At 71.2% G+C, this 17,510-nt stretch carries 20 protein-coding genes and 1 pseudogene; 11 read left to right on the forward strand and 10 right to left on the reverse strand.

Annotated features, from left to right (window positions below; all coding sequences use genetic code 11):
* From ABD256_RS33410 to ABD256_RS33420, 3 genes and pseudogenes are all read left to right on the forward strand, one after another.
* Positions 1-185: pseudogene (locus ABD256_RS33410) on the forward strand (hypothetical protein); the annotation flags it as partial.
* A 9-nt stretch (positions 186-194) separates the two neighbouring features.
* Complete coding sequence (locus ABD256_RS33415) at positions 195-1,568, forward strand: L-serine ammonia-lyase (RefSeq protein WP_344428356.1); 1,374 nt, start codon at positions 195-197, stop codon at positions 1,566-1,568.
* A gap of 20 nt (positions 1,569-1,588) precedes the next feature.
* Complete coding sequence (locus ABD256_RS33420; RefSeq protein WP_344428359.1) at positions 1,589-2,332, forward strand: FadR/GntR family transcriptional regulator; 744 nt, start codon at positions 1,589-1,591, stop codon at positions 2,330-2,332.
* A 162-nt stretch (positions 2,333-2,494) separates the two neighbouring features.
* Here ABD256_RS33420 and ABD256_RS33425 read toward each other — a convergent pair whose 3' ends face one another.
* The 3 genes from ABD256_RS33425 to ABD256_RS33435 all read right to left on the reverse strand — a co-directional run bounded on the left by ABD256_RS33425 (position 2,495) and on the right by ABD256_RS33435 (position 5,217).
* Positions 2,495-3,340, reverse strand: coding sequence for an SMI1/KNR4 family protein (locus tag ABD256_RS33425; RefSeq protein WP_344428362.1), 846 nt, complete (start codon positions 3,338-3,340; stop codon positions 2,495-2,497).
* A gap of 170 nt (positions 3,341-3,510) precedes the next feature.
* Positions 3,511-3,690, reverse strand: coding sequence for a hypothetical protein (locus ABD256_RS33430; RefSeq protein ID WP_344428365.1), 180 nt, complete (start codon positions 3,688-3,690; stop codon positions 3,511-3,513).
* A 3-nt stretch (positions 3,691-3,693) separates the two neighbouring features.
* Positions 3,694-5,217 (reverse strand): leucyl aminopeptidase, encoded by a 1,524-nt coding sequence (locus ABD256_RS33435; protein ID WP_344428368.1) that lies wholly within the window; start codon positions 5,215-5,217, stop codon positions 3,694-3,696.
* 107 nt (positions 5,218-5,324) lie between these two features.
* Between ABD256_RS33435 and ABD256_RS33440 the strand changes: the two genes are divergently transcribed.
* Together ABD256_RS33440 and ABD256_RS33445 are read left to right on the forward strand one after the other, a co-directional pair.
* Complete coding sequence (locus ABD256_RS33440; protein ID WP_344428371.1) at positions 5,325-6,218, forward strand: hypothetical protein; 894 nt, start codon at positions 5,325-5,327, stop codon at positions 6,216-6,218.
* Positions 6,211-6,819 carry a DUF402 domain-containing protein gene (locus ABD256_RS33445; protein ID WP_344428374.1) on the forward strand — a complete coding sequence of 203 codons (609 nt, stop codon included), beginning with the start codon at positions 6,211-6,213 and terminating at the stop codon, positions 6,817-6,819. The genes ABD256_RS33440 and ABD256_RS33445 overlap by 8 nt, the downstream gene beginning before the upstream one ends.
* 13 nt (positions 6,820-6,832) lie before the next feature.
* Here the strand turns inward: ABD256_RS33445 and ABD256_RS33450 are convergent, their stop codons facing one another.
* The gene (locus ABD256_RS33450; protein ID WP_344428377.1) at positions 6,833-7,765 is read right to left on the reverse strand and encodes a zinc-binding dehydrogenase; all 933 of its coding nucleotides are present in this window, start codon (positions 7,763-7,765) and stop codon (positions 6,833-6,835) included.
* Positions 7,766-7,851: 86 nt separating this feature from the next.
* Between ABD256_RS33450 and ABD256_RS33455 the strand changes: the two genes are divergently transcribed.
* Complete coding sequence (locus tag ABD256_RS33455; protein WP_344428380.1) at positions 7,852-8,448, forward strand: TetR/AcrR family transcriptional regulator; 597 nt, start codon at positions 7,852-7,854, stop codon at positions 8,446-8,448.
* Between the two features lie 27 nt (positions 8,449-8,475).
* Here the strand turns inward: ABD256_RS33455 and ABD256_RS33460 are convergent, their stop codons facing one another.
* From ABD256_RS33460 to ABD256_RS33470, 3 genes are all read right to left on the reverse strand, one after another.
* Complete coding sequence (locus tag ABD256_RS33460) at positions 8,476-9,285, reverse strand: siderophore-interacting protein (protein WP_344428383.1); 810 nt, start codon at positions 9,283-9,285, stop codon at positions 8,476-8,478.
* An 89-nt stretch (positions 9,286-9,374) separates the two neighbouring features.
* Positions 9,375-9,944, reverse strand: coding sequence for a TetR/AcrR family transcriptional regulator (locus tag ABD256_RS33465; protein ID WP_344428386.1), 570 nt, complete (start codon positions 9,942-9,944; stop codon positions 9,375-9,377).
* Between the two features lie 20 nt (positions 9,945-9,964).
* Positions 9,965-10,273 carry a hypothetical protein gene (locus ABD256_RS33470; protein ID WP_344428389.1) on the reverse strand — a complete coding sequence of 103 codons (309 nt, stop codon included), beginning with the start codon at positions 10,271-10,273 and terminating at the stop codon, positions 9,965-9,967.
* A gap of 72 nt (positions 10,274-10,345) precedes the next feature.
* Here ABD256_RS33470 and ABD256_RS33475 point away from each other — a divergent pair, with 72 nt between their 5' ends.
* On the forward strand, positions 10,346-11,449 hold the full coding sequence (locus ABD256_RS33475; RefSeq protein WP_344428392.1) for a branched-chain amino acid aminotransferase: 1,104 nt from the start codon (positions 10,346-10,348) through the stop codon (positions 11,447-11,449).
* Positions 11,450-11,539: 90 nt separating this feature from the next.
* Entirely contained in the window at positions 11,540-13,003 is a 1,464-nt protein-coding gene (locus tag ABD256_RS33480) for an ArnT family glycosyltransferase (protein ID WP_344428395.1), read from the forward strand.
* 6 nt (positions 13,004-13,009) lie between these two features.
* Here ABD256_RS33480 and cobT read toward each other — a convergent pair whose 3' ends face one another.
* A complete protein-coding gene (gene cobT / locus ABD256_RS33485; protein ID WP_344428397.1) occupies positions 13,010-14,089 on the reverse strand; it encodes a nicotinate-nucleotide--dimethylbenzimidazole phosphoribosyltransferase in 1,080 nt (359 codons plus the stop codon).
* Positions 14,090-14,170: 81 nt separating this feature from the next.
* On the opposite strand from cobT, the gene ABD256_RS33490 reads away from it, so the two are divergent.
* Entirely contained in the window at positions 14,171-14,860 is a 690-nt protein-coding gene (locus tag ABD256_RS33490) for an IspD/TarI family cytidylyltransferase (RefSeq protein ID WP_344428627.1), read from the forward strand.
* A gap of 52 nt (positions 14,861-14,912) precedes the next feature.
* Here the strand turns inward: ABD256_RS33490 and ABD256_RS33495 are convergent, their stop codons facing one another.
* Positions 14,913-15,569: a DUF3043 domain-containing protein gene (locus tag ABD256_RS33495; RefSeq protein ID WP_344428400.1), complete on the reverse strand. Its 657-nt coding sequence runs from the start codon at positions 15,567-15,569 to the stop codon at positions 14,913-14,915.
* A gap of 167 nt (positions 15,570-15,736) precedes the next feature.
* On the opposite strand from ABD256_RS33495, the gene ABD256_RS33500 reads away from it, so the two are divergent.
* Complete coding sequence (locus ABD256_RS33500) at positions 15,737-16,111, forward strand: HesB/IscA family protein (RefSeq protein ID WP_344428403.1); 375 nt, start codon at positions 15,737-15,739, stop codon at positions 16,109-16,111.
* A gap of 66 nt (positions 16,112-16,177) precedes the next feature.
* Here ABD256_RS33500 and ABD256_RS33505 read toward each other — a convergent pair whose 3' ends face one another.
* Positions 16,178-16,348 (reverse strand): hypothetical protein, encoded by a 171-nt coding sequence (locus ABD256_RS33505; RefSeq protein WP_344428405.1) that lies wholly within the window; start codon positions 16,346-16,348, stop codon positions 16,178-16,180.
* A 149-nt stretch (positions 16,349-16,497) separates the two neighbouring features.
* Here ABD256_RS33505 and ABD256_RS33510 point away from each other — a divergent pair, with 149 nt between their 5' ends.
* Entirely contained in the window at positions 16,498-17,484 is a 987-nt protein-coding gene (locus ABD256_RS33510) for a carbohydrate kinase family protein (protein ID WP_344428408.1), read from the forward strand.
* The last annotated feature ends 26 nt before the right edge of the window (positions 17,485-17,510 follow it).

Here is a 17,510-nt window from a genome sequence, read left to right on the forward strand (position 1 = left end):
TGATGGCCGGGCCGCTGGTGCGCTCCTCCTACCGGGCCGGGCGCCTCTACGCCCAGACCGTGGCACACCGCGGCGAGGAACTCCCCGCGAACCTGGCACACCTGTCCACGGCCGGACCCGCCGCCCAGGAAGCCACCAGCCTCCTCGAACGACTCGCGCAGCCCCGCGTCTCGGCCGGAAGTTAGGACGTCGGCATGGCGATCAGCGTGTTCGACCTGTTCTCCATCGGCATCGGTCCCTCCAGTTCGCACACGGTCGGTCCGATGCGCGCGGCACGGACCTTTGTGGACGGTCTCGTCGACGAGGGCCTGCTGGAGAAGACACATCGGATCAAGGCGGAGTTGTTCGGTTCGCTCGGCGCGACCGGGCACGGGCACGGCAGCGACAAGGCCGTGCTGCTCGGGCTGTCCGGCGAGCGGCCGGAAAGCGTGGACACCGAGCGGGTTCCCGCCATGGTCGGAGAGATTCGCGAATCCGGCAGGCTGCGGCTCGGCGGCACCCGCGAGATCGGGTTCACCGAGGACACCGACCTCACCATGCACCGGCGGCGGTCACTGCCCGCGCACCCGAACGGCATGACGTTCCGGTCCTTCGGCGCCGGCGGGGAAGTGCTGCGGGAACGCACGTACTACTCCGTCGGCGGCGGGTTCGTCCGCGACGAGACCTACGCGGACGAACCCGTGATCGTCGAGGACAGCACCCCGCTGCCGTACCCGTTCCGCACCGGCGCGGACCTGCTCGGGCACTGCCGCGAAACCGGGTTGCCGGTCAGCGAGATCATGATGCGCAACGAGTTGTCCTGGCGCACCCGCGAAGAGGTGCGCGAGGGCCTGCTGCGGATCTGGCAGGTGATGATCGAATGCGTCCAGAACGGGTGCGACCACGAGGGTGTGCTGCCCGGCGGGTTGAAGGTGCCGAGGCGCGCGCACGGGCTCAAGGAGAAGCTGGAGTCCGAAGACGGCGTCGGCGACTCCCTGTACGCGATGGACTGGGTGAGCCTGTACGCGCTCGCGGTGAACGAGGAGAACGCCGCTGGCGGGCGCGTGGTCACCGCGCCGACCAACGGTGCGGCGGGGATCATCCCGGCGGTGCTGCACTACTACCGCCGGTTCATCCGGGACGCCGGTGACGACGGCGTGGTGACGTTCCTGCTCACCGCGGGCGCGCTCGGCTCCATCCTCAAGCAGACCGGCTCGATCTCCGGCGCCGAGGTCGGCTGCCAGGGCGAGGTCGGCTCCGCCTGCGCGATGGCGGCGGCCGGATTGACCGAGGTGCTCGGCGGTACGCCGGCGCAGGTCGAGAACGCCGCCGAGATCGGCGTCGAACACCACCTCGGGCTGACCTGCGACCCGGTCGGCGGGCTCGTGCAGATCCCGTGCATCGAGCGGAACGCGGTGGGCGCGTCGAAGGCGATCCACGCCGCGCGGATGGCCATGCGCGGCGACGGCAGCCACGTGGTCACCCTGGACAAGGCCATCAAGACGATGCGGGAAACCGGCGCCGACATGAAGGTCAAGTACAAGGAGACGGCCCGCGGCGGGCTCGCGGTCAACGTCATCGAGTGCTGAGGAGTCCTACACTCTCGGTGATGAGCATCGAGCCTGGACGGGAGGTCGCCGGAGCGAGCGCGGGCGCCGCGCTGTTCCGGCCGGTCCGCGCGGGCAACGCGTTCGAAGAGACCGTGGAACGGCTGCTCCAGGCGATCCGGCTGGGCGTGGTCGGCACCGGTGAGCGCCTGCCGTCGGAACGCGAGCTGGCGGACCGCCTCGGCGTCAGCAGGGTGACCCTGCGCGAGGCGATCCGCGCGCTCGCCGACGCGGGTTACGTGGAGTCCCGCCGCGGCCGCTACGGCGGCACGTTCGTCAACGACACGCTGCCCACCCCGCCCGAGCACGTGGTGGACGGCCGCAAGGTCGACGCCGCCACCCTCGAAGACGCGTTGAGCCTGCGTTTCGTGCTCGAAACCGGTGCCGCCGAACTGGCCGCCGCGCGCGAGCTGACCCGGACCGATCGCGAGCACCTCACCGCGATGCTCGCCAACGCCGCGGACGCCGGGCTGGGCGACTACCGCCGCAAGGACTCGCGCCTGCACCTGGCCATCGCCGAGGTGACCGCCTCGGGCACGCTGACCACCGCGCTCGCGGACGCGCGCATGCGCGTGAACCAGCTACTGGACGAGATCCCGTTGCTGGAACGGAACCTGGAACACTCGAACGCGCAGCACGAAGCCATCGTGAACGCGATCCTGGCAGGCGACCCCGGGGCGGCGAGGACCGCCATGGCCGAGCACATCGAAGGCACCTCGTCCCTGCTCCGCGCCTTCCTCAGCTGAGGACGGCACTTCCTCCGCGGGGATCCCGTGATGCCCCGGAGGTCACCTTCAGGGACTTCGACCCCAGGCCGCATCTCGGTGCCGACCACAGTCCAAACGCGACAGAGCAGCAGGGATCCGCAGGCGTGCCGGAAAATCCCACCCGTGCCCCGAAATGAAGGATCAACGAGAACTTTCCACCAGGCGAAGGTGATTCTCCATGAGATCCCGAAACCCGGAATACGCGGTAGAACCCAACTCGGGATCCCATTCGACCGCCCGCCACCCGCTGGAAACCGGCGTGAGGATCACCAGCACCCCACCCCGCTCACTCGCCACCACCGCGCCATTCTCCGCGACCACGAGCTCCGAGGCCGAAAGCAACCGGGGAAACACCGCCCCTGCGGGCAATCCGTCGCACGTCCGCAAAAACGCCCGATAGTCATCGGGAAGAAGAACGCCCAGACGTTCTTCCGCCGCTGCCAAGGTCGCCGGGTCAACAGGTTCCGGCCGAGCAGCACCATCGAGAACCCGGTCCACCAACTCGCCCCACCCCGACGGCGCAGAACCGAACCGGTGCCGCAACGCGGCCACCAGATCCCCCGCACACCGCCCAGCCCGATCAGATCCGAGCCCGAGCGGATCCGCCCCACCCGCCAGCACCCGTGCCGTTCGCCTGCCCGCGGCAAGCGTCGCGACATCAGGTTTGGCTCTGTTCACGGCAATTTCGGCCCAAACCCCGACCGGAGCCCCCGACTCCACCTCGAAAGCCGCGGCGCGCACCGGATCGACGCGGCCGGAATCCAGGTGATCGGCCAGTCCGGAGACGATCTTCGCCCCGGTGGACTCCCCGAGCAGCCCCGCCGGAACGCTGGGTTCCGCGCGCCGTAAATGTGCCAGGTGCGCGCGTTCTTCCGCGTCGAGGTCGAGCGGCGGCAATCCGTCCGTCCACGATGGACGCGAACCGGCCGCGTCGAAGAGCATCGCCAGCGCCCGCTGCGAGATCGCGTCCGGGAACAACGCCGACACCGGCTGTTCCGTGGTGTCGTGCCATGCCCGCACGACGCGGTCCGCCTCCGCCGGGAACCCGCCGGAGGCCAGCAGGAGCGTCGCGTACCCGATGGTGGCGTTCACCTGGGGGAGCGCGGCCGTGAGCACGTCGCGCACGGCCGCCTCCAGGTAGTCCGGCGCCGAAAAGGTCACCGGCCGCCCTGATCCGGCCGGTTCAGGATCGCCGACGCGATCGACAGCGCGATCGCGGCGACCATGATCAGCACCACCCACCACGGCCCGCCGATGATGAGGTAGGCGACCAGCGCGATCGCCATCACCACCGCGGCCGCGATGTTGCGCATCTGCAGCGGCCGGAGCTTCGCCATCGATCAGCCCTTGTCCGCGATGTCGGCCAGCACCGCCGCGATGGTGCGGATCGGCACGCCGGTGCCGCCCTTGGCGGTGTAGCCCCACGGGCCGCCGGTGTTGTACGACGGGCCCGCGATGTCGATGTGCACCCACGGCAGGCCGTCGGCGACGAACTCGCGCAGGAAGATCCCGGCCGCGAGCATGCCGCCCCAGCGGTGCCCGGTCACGTTCGCCAGGTCCGCCAGCCGCGAGTCCAGGTCCGCGCGCAGCTCCTCGGGCAGCGGCATCGCCCACGCGTGCTCACCGGTGGCGCGGCCGATCTCGGCGACCCGGTCGCGGAACTCCTCGGAGCCCATCACGCCCGCGGTGCGGGTGCCGAGCGCGACGACCTGCGCACCGGTCAGCGTGGAGGTTTCGATCAGGTAGTCGGGGTTTTCCTCGCCCGCGCGCACGATCGCGTCGGCCAGCACGAGCCTGCCCTCGGCGTCGGTGTTGAGCACCTCGACGGTCTTGCCGCCGTACATGCTCAGCACGTCACCCGGCCGGTACGCGGTGCCGGACGGGAGGTTCTCGGCGAGCGGGATGTGCGCGACGACCTCGATCGGGTACTTCAGCTTCGCCGCCAGCACCACCGAACCGAGCACGCCGGCGGCGCCCGACATGTCCGAGGTCATCTGGTCCATGCCCGCGGCGGGCTTGATCGAGATGCCGCCCGAGTCGAAGGTGATGCCCTTGCCGACGAGCGCGACCTTCTTCGACGCCTTCGAAGGCTTGTAGGCCACGCGCAGCAGGCGCGGCGGCCGGGACGAGCCGGTGCCGACGCCGAGGATGCCGCCGAAACCCTTGCGCTTCAACGCCTTCTCGTCGAGAACCTCGATTTCGAGGCCGTTCGCTTCGGCGAGCTTGCTCGCGCGGTCGGCGAAGGAGGCCGGGAAGAGGTCGTTCGGCGGGGTGTTGATCAGATCGCGCGCGATGATCACCGACTCGGCGATCGCGGTGGCCGCCTTCAGCGTGGCCTTGTGGTCCTTGGCGGCGCCCGCCGACGGGCTGGCGAAGTCGACCTTCGCCACCGCGCCTTCGCCCGGCTCCGACTTGTACTCGACGAACGAGTAGGCGCCGAGCGCGGTGCCCTCCACCGCGGCCTGCAGGTCGATCTCGGACAGCGTGCTGAACGCGCGGTCGGTGCCGGAGAGCGCGCGTCCGGCGGCACCGGCCGCCCGGCGCACCTGCTCCGCGGTGACGGTGCTGTTCTCGCTGTTCTCGCCGTCCTCGTCGGCCTTGCCGAGGCCGACCGCGAGCACGACACCGGCCGGCAGCTTGCCGAACGTCGGGACCTTCACGACCTCCTCGGCCTTGCCGGTGGCGCCGAGCGTGGCGAGGACGGCGGCGAGCTTGCCGTCGAACGCCGCGTCCACCGCGCCGCCGCCGGCCGCGAGCACCGGCGCGCCGTCGCCCTGCAGCGTGCCGAGCACGATCACGTCCGCACGGGTTTTGCCCAGCGCGCTTTCGGTGTTCTCGGAAAGGGCAAACTTCGGCACGGTCACAGTGGCTCCTCGCGCGTTTCTTCTCGAGTGGGGGACGGGGGTGTCCGCCCTGATCGTGAGCCATGCTAATAACAACGCGGCCAAGGCGGGAGAGGCAGGTAGCGGGGATGGGGCTCGGCGCCGGGATTCTGGTGACGCTCGCCACCGGTGCCTCGGTAGCCGGGTGGTGGCTCCTGGTAGCCGTTGTGGTCGCGGCACTGGCGGCGTTCGGATCGATGCGAACTGTCGCCTATGCACAGTCCACTATGGAAGGTGCGAACGCGCGGCTGCTGTCCGCGGTCGGTGGCGCGGGGAGGCTCGCGCTGGTGCCGCTCGCCGCGGTGTCGTTCGCGGCCTACCTGGTGCCGTCGCACCCGGTGCTCGCCGCGGTCACGGTGGTCACCGTGGTCACTGTGGTCACCGCGGCCGACGCCGCCGGCCTGGATTTCGCCCGGTACGCGCGCGGTTGGGTGCTCGCCCTGCTGCTGCTCGCGCTCGCGGTGCTCGTCGTCCTGTGCACCGCGATCACCCCGCTCCGGCTGTCCGAAGGCGGCGCGCACGCGAACGTGGCCATCGCGGCGGTGGCGCTGTTCCCGTTGCTGGCCAGGGCGCCGGGAAAGCACGCGGGCTGGTGGCTCACCGGGACCGCGGTGGCCGCGGCCGTGCTCTCGGCCGCGGCGCTCTACCAGCTCGGCCCGCTCCGGCTCGGGCTGTCACCCGCCCCGCTGCGCGACGTGCTGGCCGCCGCCGACGCGCTCGCCATCGATCCGTGGCTGGCCGCGGCCACCGCGCTCGCGACCGTCGGCGGCGCCTTCGCCGCACTCGGCGCCGGGCGGCTCGGGCTCGCGCCGGAAGGTTCGCGACCGAGGGCGGCGCTCGCCTGCGGTGCGGCGGCCGCGCTCGCCGCCGCCCTGCTCCAGCCGGGCAGCGCGGTGTTCTTCGCGGCCGGGTTCGCCCTGCTGGAACCCGTTGTGGCGATCGTTTTGCTCGCCGGGATTCGGTACCGTGGAGGCCGTGGCTGAGGTTTGGGTGCCGGGGCAGACGGTGGTCGAACGGTTCCTGCGGCCCGACGGCAGCATCGGCCAGCGGCACCCGCTGCGGGTGGTCTCCGACGACGGCACCACGCTGCTGGGCTGGATCCCGGCAGGCACCGCGATCATGGGCAGCAGGCTCATCGACGGCAGGTCGATGCGCGAGGTCCCGGTCGAGCAGCGGTTCCGGATCCCGCGCGAAGAGGTGCCCGCCTACTGGCACGGCTCGTCGACGCTGCGGCTCATCGACGATCGCGCGTGGTCGTCGGTCTGGTGGTTCTTCACCGAGGACGGCGAATTCACCGACTGGTACGTGAACCTCGAGATCCCGCTGGGCCGCACGCCGGACGGCCCGGACCGGATCGACGGCGTGCTCGACCTGGTGGTGTCGAAGAACCTCGAATGGACGTGGAAGGACGAGGACGAAGCGGACGCCGCGCTCGAAGCCGGGCGCCTCACCAGCGAGCACCTCGCGAAACTGCGCGAGGAGGGGGAGCGGGTCATCGCACTCGCCGAGGCCGGGGCGTTCCCGTTCGACGGCACGTGGACCGATTTCCGCCCCGGCCCCTCCTGGCAGGCACCCGCGCTCTGATCACGCGTGCCGGTCAAGAGAGGTCGAGCACGGCCTTCCCGTGCAGGCGGCGGCCGAGCAGCGCCTGCGCGGCCTCGCTGTACCGCGTCCACGGGCCGCGCCAGGTGATGCCGGGGTCGAGCCTGCCCGCGGCCACTTCGGCGGCCAGCCAGGTCAGCTCGGCCGAGAAGTCCGCGGCGGCCTCGGCGAGCAGGTAGAACGTGCGGATCGACCGGTCGTGGGCCCCGTCCAAGGGGCGCAGGTCGTCGGCGGTGAAGACCGCGTCGGTACCGGCGGAGCGGCCGACGCTCATCAGCGTGCCCCCGGCCTCCAGCTTGCCGAAGGCGTCGACCATCTGGCGGCCGCCCACGTTGTCGAGCACGCCGAACACGGGCCGGTCCACGGCGGCGGGATCGGTGTGCACCTCGTCCGCGCCGAGCGCCCGCAGTTGGTCCGCCAGCGCGGGGTTCCCGCTGATCGCCACCACTTCGGCGCCGGAACGCGCGGCGAGCTGCACCGCGTAGCGGCCGACCCCGCCGGAGGCGCCGGTGATCAGCACGCGGCGGCCGAGCGCCGGGCCGATGCGGCGCAGCACGACCAGCGCGGTCAGCGCGGCGACCGGGATCGTGCTGATCGCGCCGAGATCGGCCCCGTCCGGCACGACGCCGAGCAGGCGGGCCGGGACGGCGCGCAGCTCGGCCCAGCCGGTGTCGCCGAGCGTGACGACCCTGGTGCCCGCGGCCGGTCCCGAACCGTCCGCGGCGGTCTCGACGACCACCCCCGCGGCGTCCCAGCCGAGCAGGGTGCCCGCGGGCACCTCCGGGTCGGTGGCGAGGTTGACCTCGCCGTAGTTCAGCGAAATCGCTTCGACCCGCACCAGCGCCTCGTCCGGCGCGGGGACCGGATCGGGCACCTCGGCCACCGAAAGATGGGCGTCCGCGGTGTGGTCGACGACGAGTGCGCGCATGATGTCCTCCGATTAAGTGCCACTCAGTGGCGTTTGCGTACCAGGAGCATATGCGCAGTGGGCGCGTTCCCGCTAGGCTGTGTCCGATGCCGACCTCGGAACCGCCCGTCACGCTGCGGGAACGCAAAAAGCAGCGCACTCGCCAGGCGCTGGCGGAGACGGCCGTGTCGATGTTCACCGAGCACGGGTTCGACGCCACCACCCTCGACGCGCTGGTCGACGCGGTCGAGGTGTCGAAGCGGACGTTCTTCCGGAACTTCCGCTCGAAGGAGGACGTGGCGTTCACCGCGGCCAGGGAACTGTGGGACGCCTACCTGGAGGCGCTGGGCGAGGCAGGGGGGACGGGGCCGTTGCTCGACGTCTTCCGCGACACCATGCTCGCCACCCTCGGCCGGATGGACCAGGACTGGTACCGGCGCTTCCCGGCGACCCTGCGGCTGATCGAGCAGTCGTCGTCGCTGGACGGGTATTCGCGGCGCTTCTGCGCGGGGGTCCAGGCCGAGATCGCGCGGCGGGTCGGCGATCCGGACCGGCTCGAACTGCGGCTCCTGGTCGAGTTCTTCCTGGCCATCTGGAACTGTGCGCTGGCCGAATGGCTGCCCGACTGCGTACCCGGCGAACTGCCGGAGTGCGTGCGGCGCGCGTTCGCCGCGATCGATGACAGCCTTCGCCTGGCGCGGTGAAGCCACGAAGCCGGAGGTATGCCCGGCTCAGCCGGGCGAGGACCGGCCCGTGCGCCAGTAACCGAGGAAGGCGATATCGGACTTCGGCACCCCGCGCTCGCGGTTCAGGAACCGGCGCGCCCCGGTCGCCAGCCCGCTCTCGCCCGCGATCCACGCGTAGTACGGCGCGGCCGGAAGTTCCATCTCGGCAAGGGTTTCCAGTGCGAGCCTGCCCGGATACCGGTCGTCACCGTCGCGGTGGAGCCACTGGACGTCGACGCCTTCCGGTGCGGTGACCTTCCGGACGTCGGCGCTCGCCGGGACTTCCAGCAGCACCTTCGCCACCAGGTCCGCGGGCGCGCCGTCGAGGATCGCCAGCGCCGCCGGAAGCCCGCTTTCGTCGGCGACGATGAGCTGCCGTGATCCTTCGGGCGGCAGGTAGGAAATCCCCTCGTCGAGCAGGCCGACCTCGTCGCCGGGTTCGGCTCGTGTCGCGAACGCCGAGCCGGGGCCGGTGTCCCCGTGCGCCACGAATTCGACATCGAGTTCGAGCGTCTCGCGGCGGAACGCGCGCACGGTGTAGTTGCGCACGCAGGGGCGGGTGGCCTGGCTCATCCGCAGGCTCTGCGCCAGCCAGCCCAGCTCCGACGACGAGGTGGGCAGCCGCAGTTCCCGCTGCCCTTCGCGGCGGAAGAAGAACCGGAACCACTGGTCGGCCCCCATCGGCTCGAACCCGGCCAGTTCCTCGCCGCCGAGCGTGACCGTGACGAAGTGCTCGGAGGTGCGTTCGGTGCGCACGACCCGTGCCCTGAGCAGCCGCCGGGTGTCCGGGCTCTTCCGCTTCGGCAAGAGTGCCATGCGAATACTCCCTGAGAACGAGTGAAGGTCAGGGTTGCCTAACCTAATCGAAACTGTACAGTTTCGTACTCGCTCGGGACAAGGGCGGATCAGGCGGTGAACGCGGGGACGAGGACCTCGTCGGTGAAGCGCACCAGCTCGTCGTCCGTCGGCGGCGGCGCGGTGACCGCGAGCTGCCGCAGGAGCAGGCCTTCGCACAGGTCGTGCAGCCACGCCAGGTCGACGGCGCCGCCGATCCCGTCGCGGCCGCGCCACCTGGCGACCAGGTTCGTCCACATCGCGTCGTGCGGCTCGACGATCTGGCGCTCGATCTCCCGCTCGATCGCCTGGTCGCGGCGGCCCGCGTCGATGAGGGACCGGAACACCTCGCCGTTCGCGGCCAGCCAGCGCGACGCGAGCCGGAGCGCGAACAGCACGTCGTCGCGGAACACGCCGTGGTCGGGGACGTCGAACGGCATCGAGGACTGGCGCCGCACGGCGGACACGAGCAGTTCTTCCTTGCTCGCCCAGTGCCGGTACAGCGTCGCCTTGGAAGCCCCGGACCGCGCGGCCACCGCGTCGATCGTCACGCGGTGGAAACCGTGTTCGATGATGAGGTCGAGCGCGTCCGCGAGGATGCGGTCTTCGCGATCGGCGGGCAGGCGGAGGCGCGGCGGCACCTCGTGACCCTACTGCGGGGTCAGCTCGTGAGCAGGAAGGTGATGACGCCGAGTACCGCGTTGACCACCGCGAGGACGATCATCGACTTCACGGGGATGTCGCGCGGGAACACCTTCTCGTGCACGCTGCGCCACCAGATGACGGCGAACACCGCGCCCACCGCGCCGAGGAGGCCGCCGAAGAAGCTGTCCAGCAGCAGGTAGCCGACCAGGACGAGCATGCCGGCGCCGAAGGTGAGCAGTGCCGCGGCGGCGGCCGTCTTCACGTCGGAGGCCCTACCCGCGGACACGCTGTTGCCGATGGCGGACTCGGGGAGGTTGTAGGTCACAGGACCATCCTAAAGGCGGGAGCGGGTGACCGGGGAATGCTCGGACGTCCAACTAAGAAGTATTCTGCTCCCATGACGACCACGATGTCCTTCACGCACACCCCCAACCCCGCTCCCGCGTCCGCGGAGCGTGTCGCGGAGGTACTGGCGAATCCGGGCTTCGGGACGTTCTTCACCGACACCATGGTGACCGTCAAGTGGACCGCGGAGCACGGCTGGCACGACGCCACCGTCGGCCCGTACGCGCCGTTCACCCTCGACCCGGCCACCTCGGTGCTGCACTACGGCCAGTCGATCTTCGAGGGCCTCAAGGCCTACCGCCAGCCGGACGGGTCGATCGCTTCGTTCCGCCCCGACGCCAACGCGGCGCGCTTCCGCAACTCCGCGCGCAGGCTCGCCATGCCCGAACTGCCCGACGAGCTGTTCCTCGGTTCGCTGCGCGAGTACATCGCCGCCGACGAACGCTGGGTGCCCACCCGCCACGGCGACAGCCTGTACCTCCGCCCGTTCCTCATCTCGACCTCCGTCGGGCTCGGCGTGAACGCGCCCGCGACCGAGTACGTCTACACGCTCTTCGGCTCGCCTGCCGGTTCGTACTTCACCGGCGGCGTCAAGCCGGTGAGCGTGTGGCTGTCCACCGAGTACGTGCGGGCGGCCCCGGGCGGCACCGGGTTCGCCAAGTGCGCCGGCAACTACGCGGCTTCGTTCGTCGCGCAGGCGCAGGCCGTCGAGCAGGGGTGTGACCAGGTGGTCTGGCTCGACGCGGTGGAACGCCGCTGGGTCGAGGAAATGGGCGGCATGAACCTCTTCTTCGTGTTCGGCTCCGGCGCCGACGCCCGCGTCGTCACCCCGGAGCTGTCCGGCTCGCTGCTGCCCGGCGTGACCCGCAATTCGTTGCTGCGCCTGGCATCCGACTTCGGTCACCGCGTCGACGAGCGCCGCATCTCCACCGACGAATGGGAGAAGGCGGCGTCCTCCGGGGAGCTCACCGAGGTGTTCGCGTGCGGTACCGCCGCCGTGATCACCCCGGTCGGCAGGGTCAAGCACGCCGGTGGCGAGTTCACCGTCGCCGACGGCGCGCCGGGCGAGCTCACCATGAAGCTGCGCGAGCGGCTCACCGGCATCCAGGACGGCACCCAGCCCGACCCGCACGGCTGGATGCACAAGCTCGGCTGAGGCGCACCCGCTCGCGGCCGCGAGGTGGCCGGGATCACGGACCGGCGCGCTCAGCTGGCCGGTCACCACGGGATGTCGTGGAATGACTGCGTGCACCAGACGCAGGCAGTCACCGAACGGGACCGCGCGGCGACCGTTCCCGCGTTCGCGGCCCCCGCGGTCTTCCTGATCGCGGCCGTGGTGGTAGCGGCCCATCTCGCGGTCAGCGCCGGGACCGAGTACTACCTCGACGAGACCTACATGCTCGGCCTCGCCCGGCATCCGCTGGAGTGGGGCTACGCCGACCAGCCGCCGATCGCGGTGCTGGTGGCCTGGCTGGCCGACCACGTGGCGCCGGGTTCGATGTTCGCGCTGCACGTCGTACCCGCGCTCGCCACCGGCGCCACGCTGGTGTTCGCGGCGCTGACCGCGCGCGAGCTCGGCGCCGACCGGCGCGCCCAGGTGATCACCGTACTGGCCACGGTCGGCGGCGTCTGGCTGATGATGTCCGGCCACTTCCTCGCGCCCTACACGCTGGAGCCGCTGGAGTGGGGCCTGCTGTTCTTCCTGCTGGTGCGCTGGTTGCGCACCCGCCAGGACCGGCTGCTGGTGTGGTTCGGCGTGGTCATGGGCATCAGCGCGGAGACCAAGTTCCAGGTGCTGCTGCTCGCCGCGGTCCTGCTGGTGGCGGTGCTGGTGTGCGGGCCGCGGGAGTTGCTGGCCAGGCCGATGCTGTGGCTCGGCGCGGCGATCGCGGTGCTGCTCGCCGCGCCGACGCTGCTGTGGCAGCTGAACCACGGCTGGCCCCAGCTCAAGATGGGCGCCGTCGTCGGCGCGGAGGCGCAGTTCCTCGCGGGCGGGCGGCCCGGCGTCACGATCGCGCTGCTCGTCTTCGCCGGGATCGCCGGGACCTACCTGGTCTGCTACGGGCTGTGGCGCCTGCTGCGGGAGCCCGATCACCGGTTCCTCGCGGTCACGTTCCTGGCGCTCTTCGTCTTCTTCGTGATCACCCTCGGCCGCCAGTACTACCTCCAGGGGTTCTACCCGGTGCTGATCGCGGCGGGCGCGGTCGGTCTCCAGCGGCGCAGGGAGGACGGCGGGCGGCGGTGGCGCTGGGCGGTGTGGCCGGCCGCGGCGCTCAGCGTGGCGACCGCCGTCGGCATGCTGATCGTGTCCTGGACGATCATCAACCCGGCGGGCGGTTCGGTGGGGCAGCGGCTCGCCACCGGCGCCGGGCAGGTGTACCAGGGCCTTTCCCCGCAGCAGCGGGAGCGGACCGCGGTGTTCGGCGAGTCCTACGTGGTGGCGGCCGACCTGGACGTGTTCGGCCCGGAACACGGATTGCCGCTCGCGTACAGCGGAAACCGGGGCTACGGCTACCTCGCCCCGCCCGCGGACACCCAGGACCAGGTGCTCTACGTCGGCAGGGACCCGAAGGAGCTGCGGCCGTTCTTCGCCTCGGTGCAACGGCTCCAGGTGCTCGGCGACGACGGGTACGCCGTCTGGACGTGCACCGGCAAGCGGGCGTCGTGGCAGGACATCTGGCCGAAGATCACCACCTTGACGGTGTCCTGACGAGCCTCAGCCGAGCGGCGGCGCGATGACCGGCGGGGTGACGCCGGCCTGCTCGTAGGTGGCGGTTTCGGCGAGCAGCCGGGTGGCGGTGCTCAGCAGCGGCAGCGCCACCGCGGCACCGGCGCCTTCGCCGAGCCGGATGTCGAGGTCCAGGATCGGCTCCAGATCGAGGTGTTCGAGCACGAGCGCGTGCGCCGGTTCGCCGCAGCGGTGCGCCGCGACCCACCACGAGCGCGCGCCGGGCGCGAGCTCCTCGGCGACCAGCGCGGCCGCGCCCACCGCGAGCCCGTCGAGCAGGACCGGCGTCCGCCGCATCGCCGCCTGTGCCAGGAATCCGGCGATCGCGGCGATCTCCGCACCGCCCGCGGTGCGCAGCAGCGCGATCGGGTCGGCCAGCACGGCGCGGGCCCGGCGCAGCGCGTCCCTGATCGCCGCCGCCTTGCGCATCCACGCGGTGTCGTCGATCCCGGACCCCCTGCCCACCACGGCGACCGGCTCGCTGCCGGTCAGCGCGGCCACCAGCACCGCGGACGGCGTGCTGTTGCCGACCCCGAGATCGCCCGCGATGAGCAGGTCGGCGCCGCCGTCGACCTCCGCGTCGGCGACGCGCATCCCGGCCAGCACGGCCGCCCGCGTCTCGTCGTCGGTCAGCGCGTCCTCGTGGTCGATCGAGCCGGATCCCTTGCGCACCTTGAAGGAGGCCACCGGACGCGGGGTGTCGGAGGTGACACCGACGTCCACGACGCGCACGCTCGCGCCCGCGGCCGAAGCCACCACGTTCACCGGCGCGACCCCGGTGAGGATGCTGCCGACGAGCTGCCCGGTGACCTCGGGCGCATACGCCGACACGCCTTTCGCCGCGACGCCGTGGTCGGCGGCGAAGACCACCACGCGCGGCCGGGTGAACGGCCGCGGCGGGCACTGGCCCTGGCACGACGCCACCCAGACGCCGAGCTGCTCCAGCCTGCCGAGCGAACCCGCGGGTTTGATCAGCGCGCCGTGCAGGTCGGCAGCCGCGGCGCGGGCGACTTCATCCGGTGCGGGAAGGTCGTTGAACTCGATGCGGGGCTCGGCGTCGGTGTCCACGCGGTCACGCTACCGGTGCCGCGCGCTCCGTATGCTGCCGCTGTGCCCGAGACCGATTCGACCTCGCCCCATGCCGCCGCCGTGGTGCTCGCCAGCGGTGCGGGCACGAGGGTCGGCGCCGAGCTGAACAAGGTCTACCTCCCGCTCGGCGGCAGGCGGCTCGTGTGGTGGTCGCTGCGCGCCTTCGCGGGCGTGCCCGGGATCGGCACGCTGGTGCTGGTGATCCGCCCCCAGGACGCGGAACTCGCCGGCGAGGTGCTCGAAGGCTTCGACGGAGCGGTCGAGGTCGTGCACGGCGGGGCGACCCGGCAGGAATCCGAGCTGAACGCGTTGCGACACCTCGGGAAGCGGATCGAGGACGGCCGGATCGACACCGTGCTCCTGCACGACGGCGCGCGCCCGCTGGTGGGCCGCGAACTCGTCGAGCGGGTCCTGAGCACCGCGAGGGAGCACGGGGGAGCGGTGCCTGGGCTGGTCGCGGGCGACCTGCTCGCGGTGACCGGCGAAGGCACGGCGACCGGGCGGCCGCCCGGCACCGCGGTGCGCGTGCAGACCCCGCAGGGATTTCACGCGGACGCGCTGCTGGCCGCCTACGAACAGGCGGCGAGCGAGGGTTTCGCGGGGACCGACACGGCGTCCTGCATGGAGCGCTTCGCCACCCTGCCCGTGCACTGGGTACCCGGCGAGCAGCTGAACCTGAAGGTCACCTACCCGCACGACGTCCCGATCGCCGAACGCATGCTCCCCGTGCCCCGAAGGACGCTCCGGTAGGGGTCGAGGCGAGATCCGCGCGCGCCACCTTCAGGGCATGCGGCCGGGAGCGTCAGGAGACGGATTCGCCGATCTGGATGCGCGGCTTCGGCATCCGGAGCTTGCGGATCTGGCTGGCGCGGATGAACGCGTACCAGCCGATGGACATGCCCTTGATGGTCTCGTTCGGGAACTTCGCGCGGGTCTGCTTCGACACGCGGCGCCCGGTGAGGATGCCCTCGACGATCATCAGCAGCAGCATCAGCGTGCACGCGAGCGTCGCGATCTGCTGGATCCGGGGCGACGGCACGAGCAGCGCGACGAACACCAGCACCGCGAGCGGCATGAACAGGCCGAGCAGGTGGCGGCGCGAATCGACCACGTCGCGGACGTAGGCCTTGACCGGGCCGCGGTCGCGGGGGAGCAGGTAGCGGTCGTCACCGGCGGCCATCCGCTCGCGGCGCTCCTTCGCGGCGGCGCGGCGGTCCTCCTTGCTCACCGGGTTGGACTTGCGGAGCTCCTTGTTGCGCTTGAGCGCCTCACGAGTCGTCCGGGGCGGCGGCGCGACGGGGCCGCGGCGCTTGGCTTCCGCTTCGCGTCGTTTCGGTGTGGCACGGCCCTTCCCCGGGGTGTATCCCCGGTTCTGCAGCTCGACTTCTTCGCCCCCGTCCGGCCCCTCGATTTCGGGGTCGTCGGTGGCTGTGGTGCTGTTGCGGCGCAGGAACCTCACCTGACCAGGGTATTGCACAGCTCACCGCCGATGTTCACCTGGTCGTTCGATGTGTCACCATGGAGTTCGAGGAGTCCGACTGCGAGCGCGGAACAGATGACGGGCCGCAGGTGTTGAACGCTTGAGAGATACCTGTCCTCGCCGCCAGCAACACCAGAGGGAGACCCATGACGACCGCTGAGACCGGTGCCACGCAGGCCGAGGCCGCCGAAGAAACCCATGGCGTGCTCGTGACCGACGCGGCCGCCGCCAAGGCGAAGGCCCTGCTCGAGCAGGAGGGCCGCGACGACATGCACCTTCGCATCGCCGTCCAGCCCGGTGGCTGCGCCGGACTGCGCTACCAGCTCTTCTTCGACGAGCGCACGCTCGACGGCGACCTGTTCCGCGACTTCGACGGCCTCCAGGTCGCGGTCGACCGGATGAGCGCGCCGTACGTGCAGGGCGCGACGATCGACTTCGTCGACTCGATCGAGAAGCAGGGCTTCACCATCGACAACCCGAACGCGGGCGGCTCCTGCGCCTGCGGCGACTCGTTCCACTGACCTCGCGCACGCGCGAAGAGGGCCCGCACCGGTTCGCCGGTGCGGGCCCTCTTTGGTCCGAACGGGTCAGATGTAGGCGTCGTATTCGGCGACCTGCGCCTGGCAGGCGTCGTCGACGGTCCACGGCCTAGCCGCCTGCGGTGGAACCGCGGGGGTCTCGGTGACCAGGGAGGACGGGATCAGCGCGCAGTCGGCGATCAGTTCGCCGAGCGTTTCTGGTTCGGTGGCGATGCTCACGGCGACGACGTTACGAGCGAGATCCGGGCCGGAGAAGCCTTACCAACCGGTAGTGTCGACGAGCGGGCGCCAACTACCCGTACGGGTTATATACCTGCGGGTAACTTCGTGCGTCTGGACGGTAAGCGATCGATGACGAAGGAGCTCGAGTGGCAGCCAAGGCCAGGATCGCGGTTTCCGGCAGTATCGCAACCGACCATCTGATGCACTTCCCCGGACGATTCGCGGAGCAGATCGTGCCGGAGCAGCTGCACCAGATCTCGCTCAGCTTCCTCGCGGACGACCTCGAGATCCACCGCGGCGGGGTCGGCGCGAACATCGCCTACGCGATGGGGGTGCTCGGGGCGTCGCCGCTGCTGGTCGGCGCCGTCGGGAAGGATTTCGACGAGTACCGGGAGTGGCTCGAAGCGCACGGCGTGGACTGCTCCTCGGTCTACGTGTCCGAAAAGAAGCACACCGCACGGTTCGTCTCGACCGCCGACGACGACATGTGCCAGATTTCGTCGTTCTACGCCGGCGCGATGGCCGAAGCCGGCCTGATCAAGGTCGCGCCCATCGCCGAGCGGGCCGGCGGGCTCGACCTGGTGCTCATCGCCCCCGACGACCCCGCCGCGATGCTGAGCAGGGCCGCGGAGTGCCGCGCGCTGGGCATCGACTTCGGTGTCGACCCCTCGCAGCAGCTCGCCAGGATGGACGGCGAGCAGGTGCGGGAGTTCGTGGTCGGCGCGAAGTACCTGTTCACCAACGCCTACGAATGGGAGCTGCTGCTCCAGAAGACCGGCTGGGCCGAGGGCGAGGTCGCGGACCGGGTCGGCCTTCGGATCACCACGCTGGCCGAGGACGGCGCGCAGGTGGTCGGCGACGACGTCGACTTCAAGATCTCGGCGGTGCCCGCGCAGGGCTCCGCCAACCCGACCGGGTCCGGTGACGGCTTCCGCGGCGGTTTCCTCGCCGCGATCTCCGCGGGACTCGGCCTCGAACGCGCCGCCCAGCTCGGCGCGCTCATCGGCGTGATGTCGTTCGAGACGGTCGGCCCGCAGGACTGGACACTGGACAAGGCGGCCGCGGTCGACCGCCTCAGCGACGCGTTCGGCGCCGAGGCCGCGATGGAGCTTTCCCCCGTGCTGCCCGGCTGATTCCCGCATCGTCCTTGAAGGGGGGT

This window comes from Amycolatopsis minnesotensis (genome assembly GCF_039529815.1).
Lineage (GTDB): Bacteria > Actinomycetota > Actinomycetes > Mycobacteriales > Pseudonocardiaceae > Amycolatopsis > Amycolatopsis minnesotensis.

Coding starts and splice junctions, on each gene's coding strand:
- ABD256_RS33415 (WP_344428356.1), top strand. CDS start 195: ATGGCGATCAGCGTGTTCGACCTGTTCTCCATCGGCATCGGTCCCTCC.
- ABD256_RS33450 (WP_344428377.1), bottom strand. CDS start 7,765: ATGCGCGCACTCGTCGTCGACCACACCGCGGACGCCCATCTTTCGGTG.
- ABD256_RS33420 (WP_344428359.1), top strand. CDS start 1,589: ATGAGCATCGAGCCTGGACGGGAGGTCGCCGGAGCGAGCGCGGGCGCC.
- ABD256_RS33475 (WP_344428392.1), top strand. CDS start 10,346: ATGACGACCACGATGTCCTTCACGCACACCCCCAACCCCGCTCCCGCG.
- ABD256_RS33430 (WP_344428365.1), bottom strand. CDS start 3,690: ATGGCGAAGCTCCGGCCGCTGCAGATGCGCAACATCGCGGCCGCGGTG.
- ABD256_RS33460 (WP_344428383.1), bottom strand. CDS start 9,285: ATGGCACTCTTGCCGAAGCGGAAGAGCCCGGACACCCGGCGGCTGCTC.
- ABD256_RS33440 (WP_344428371.1), top strand. CDS start 5,325: ATGGGGCTCGGCGCCGGGATTCTGGTGACGCTCGCCACCGGTGCCTCG.
- ABD256_RS33455 (WP_344428380.1), top strand. CDS start 7,852: ATGCCGACCTCGGAACCGCCCGTCACGCTGCGGGAACGCAAAAAGCAG.
- ABD256_RS33500 (WP_344428403.1), top strand. CDS start 15,737: ATGACGACCGCTGAGACCGGTGCCACGCAGGCCGAGGCCGCCGAAGAA.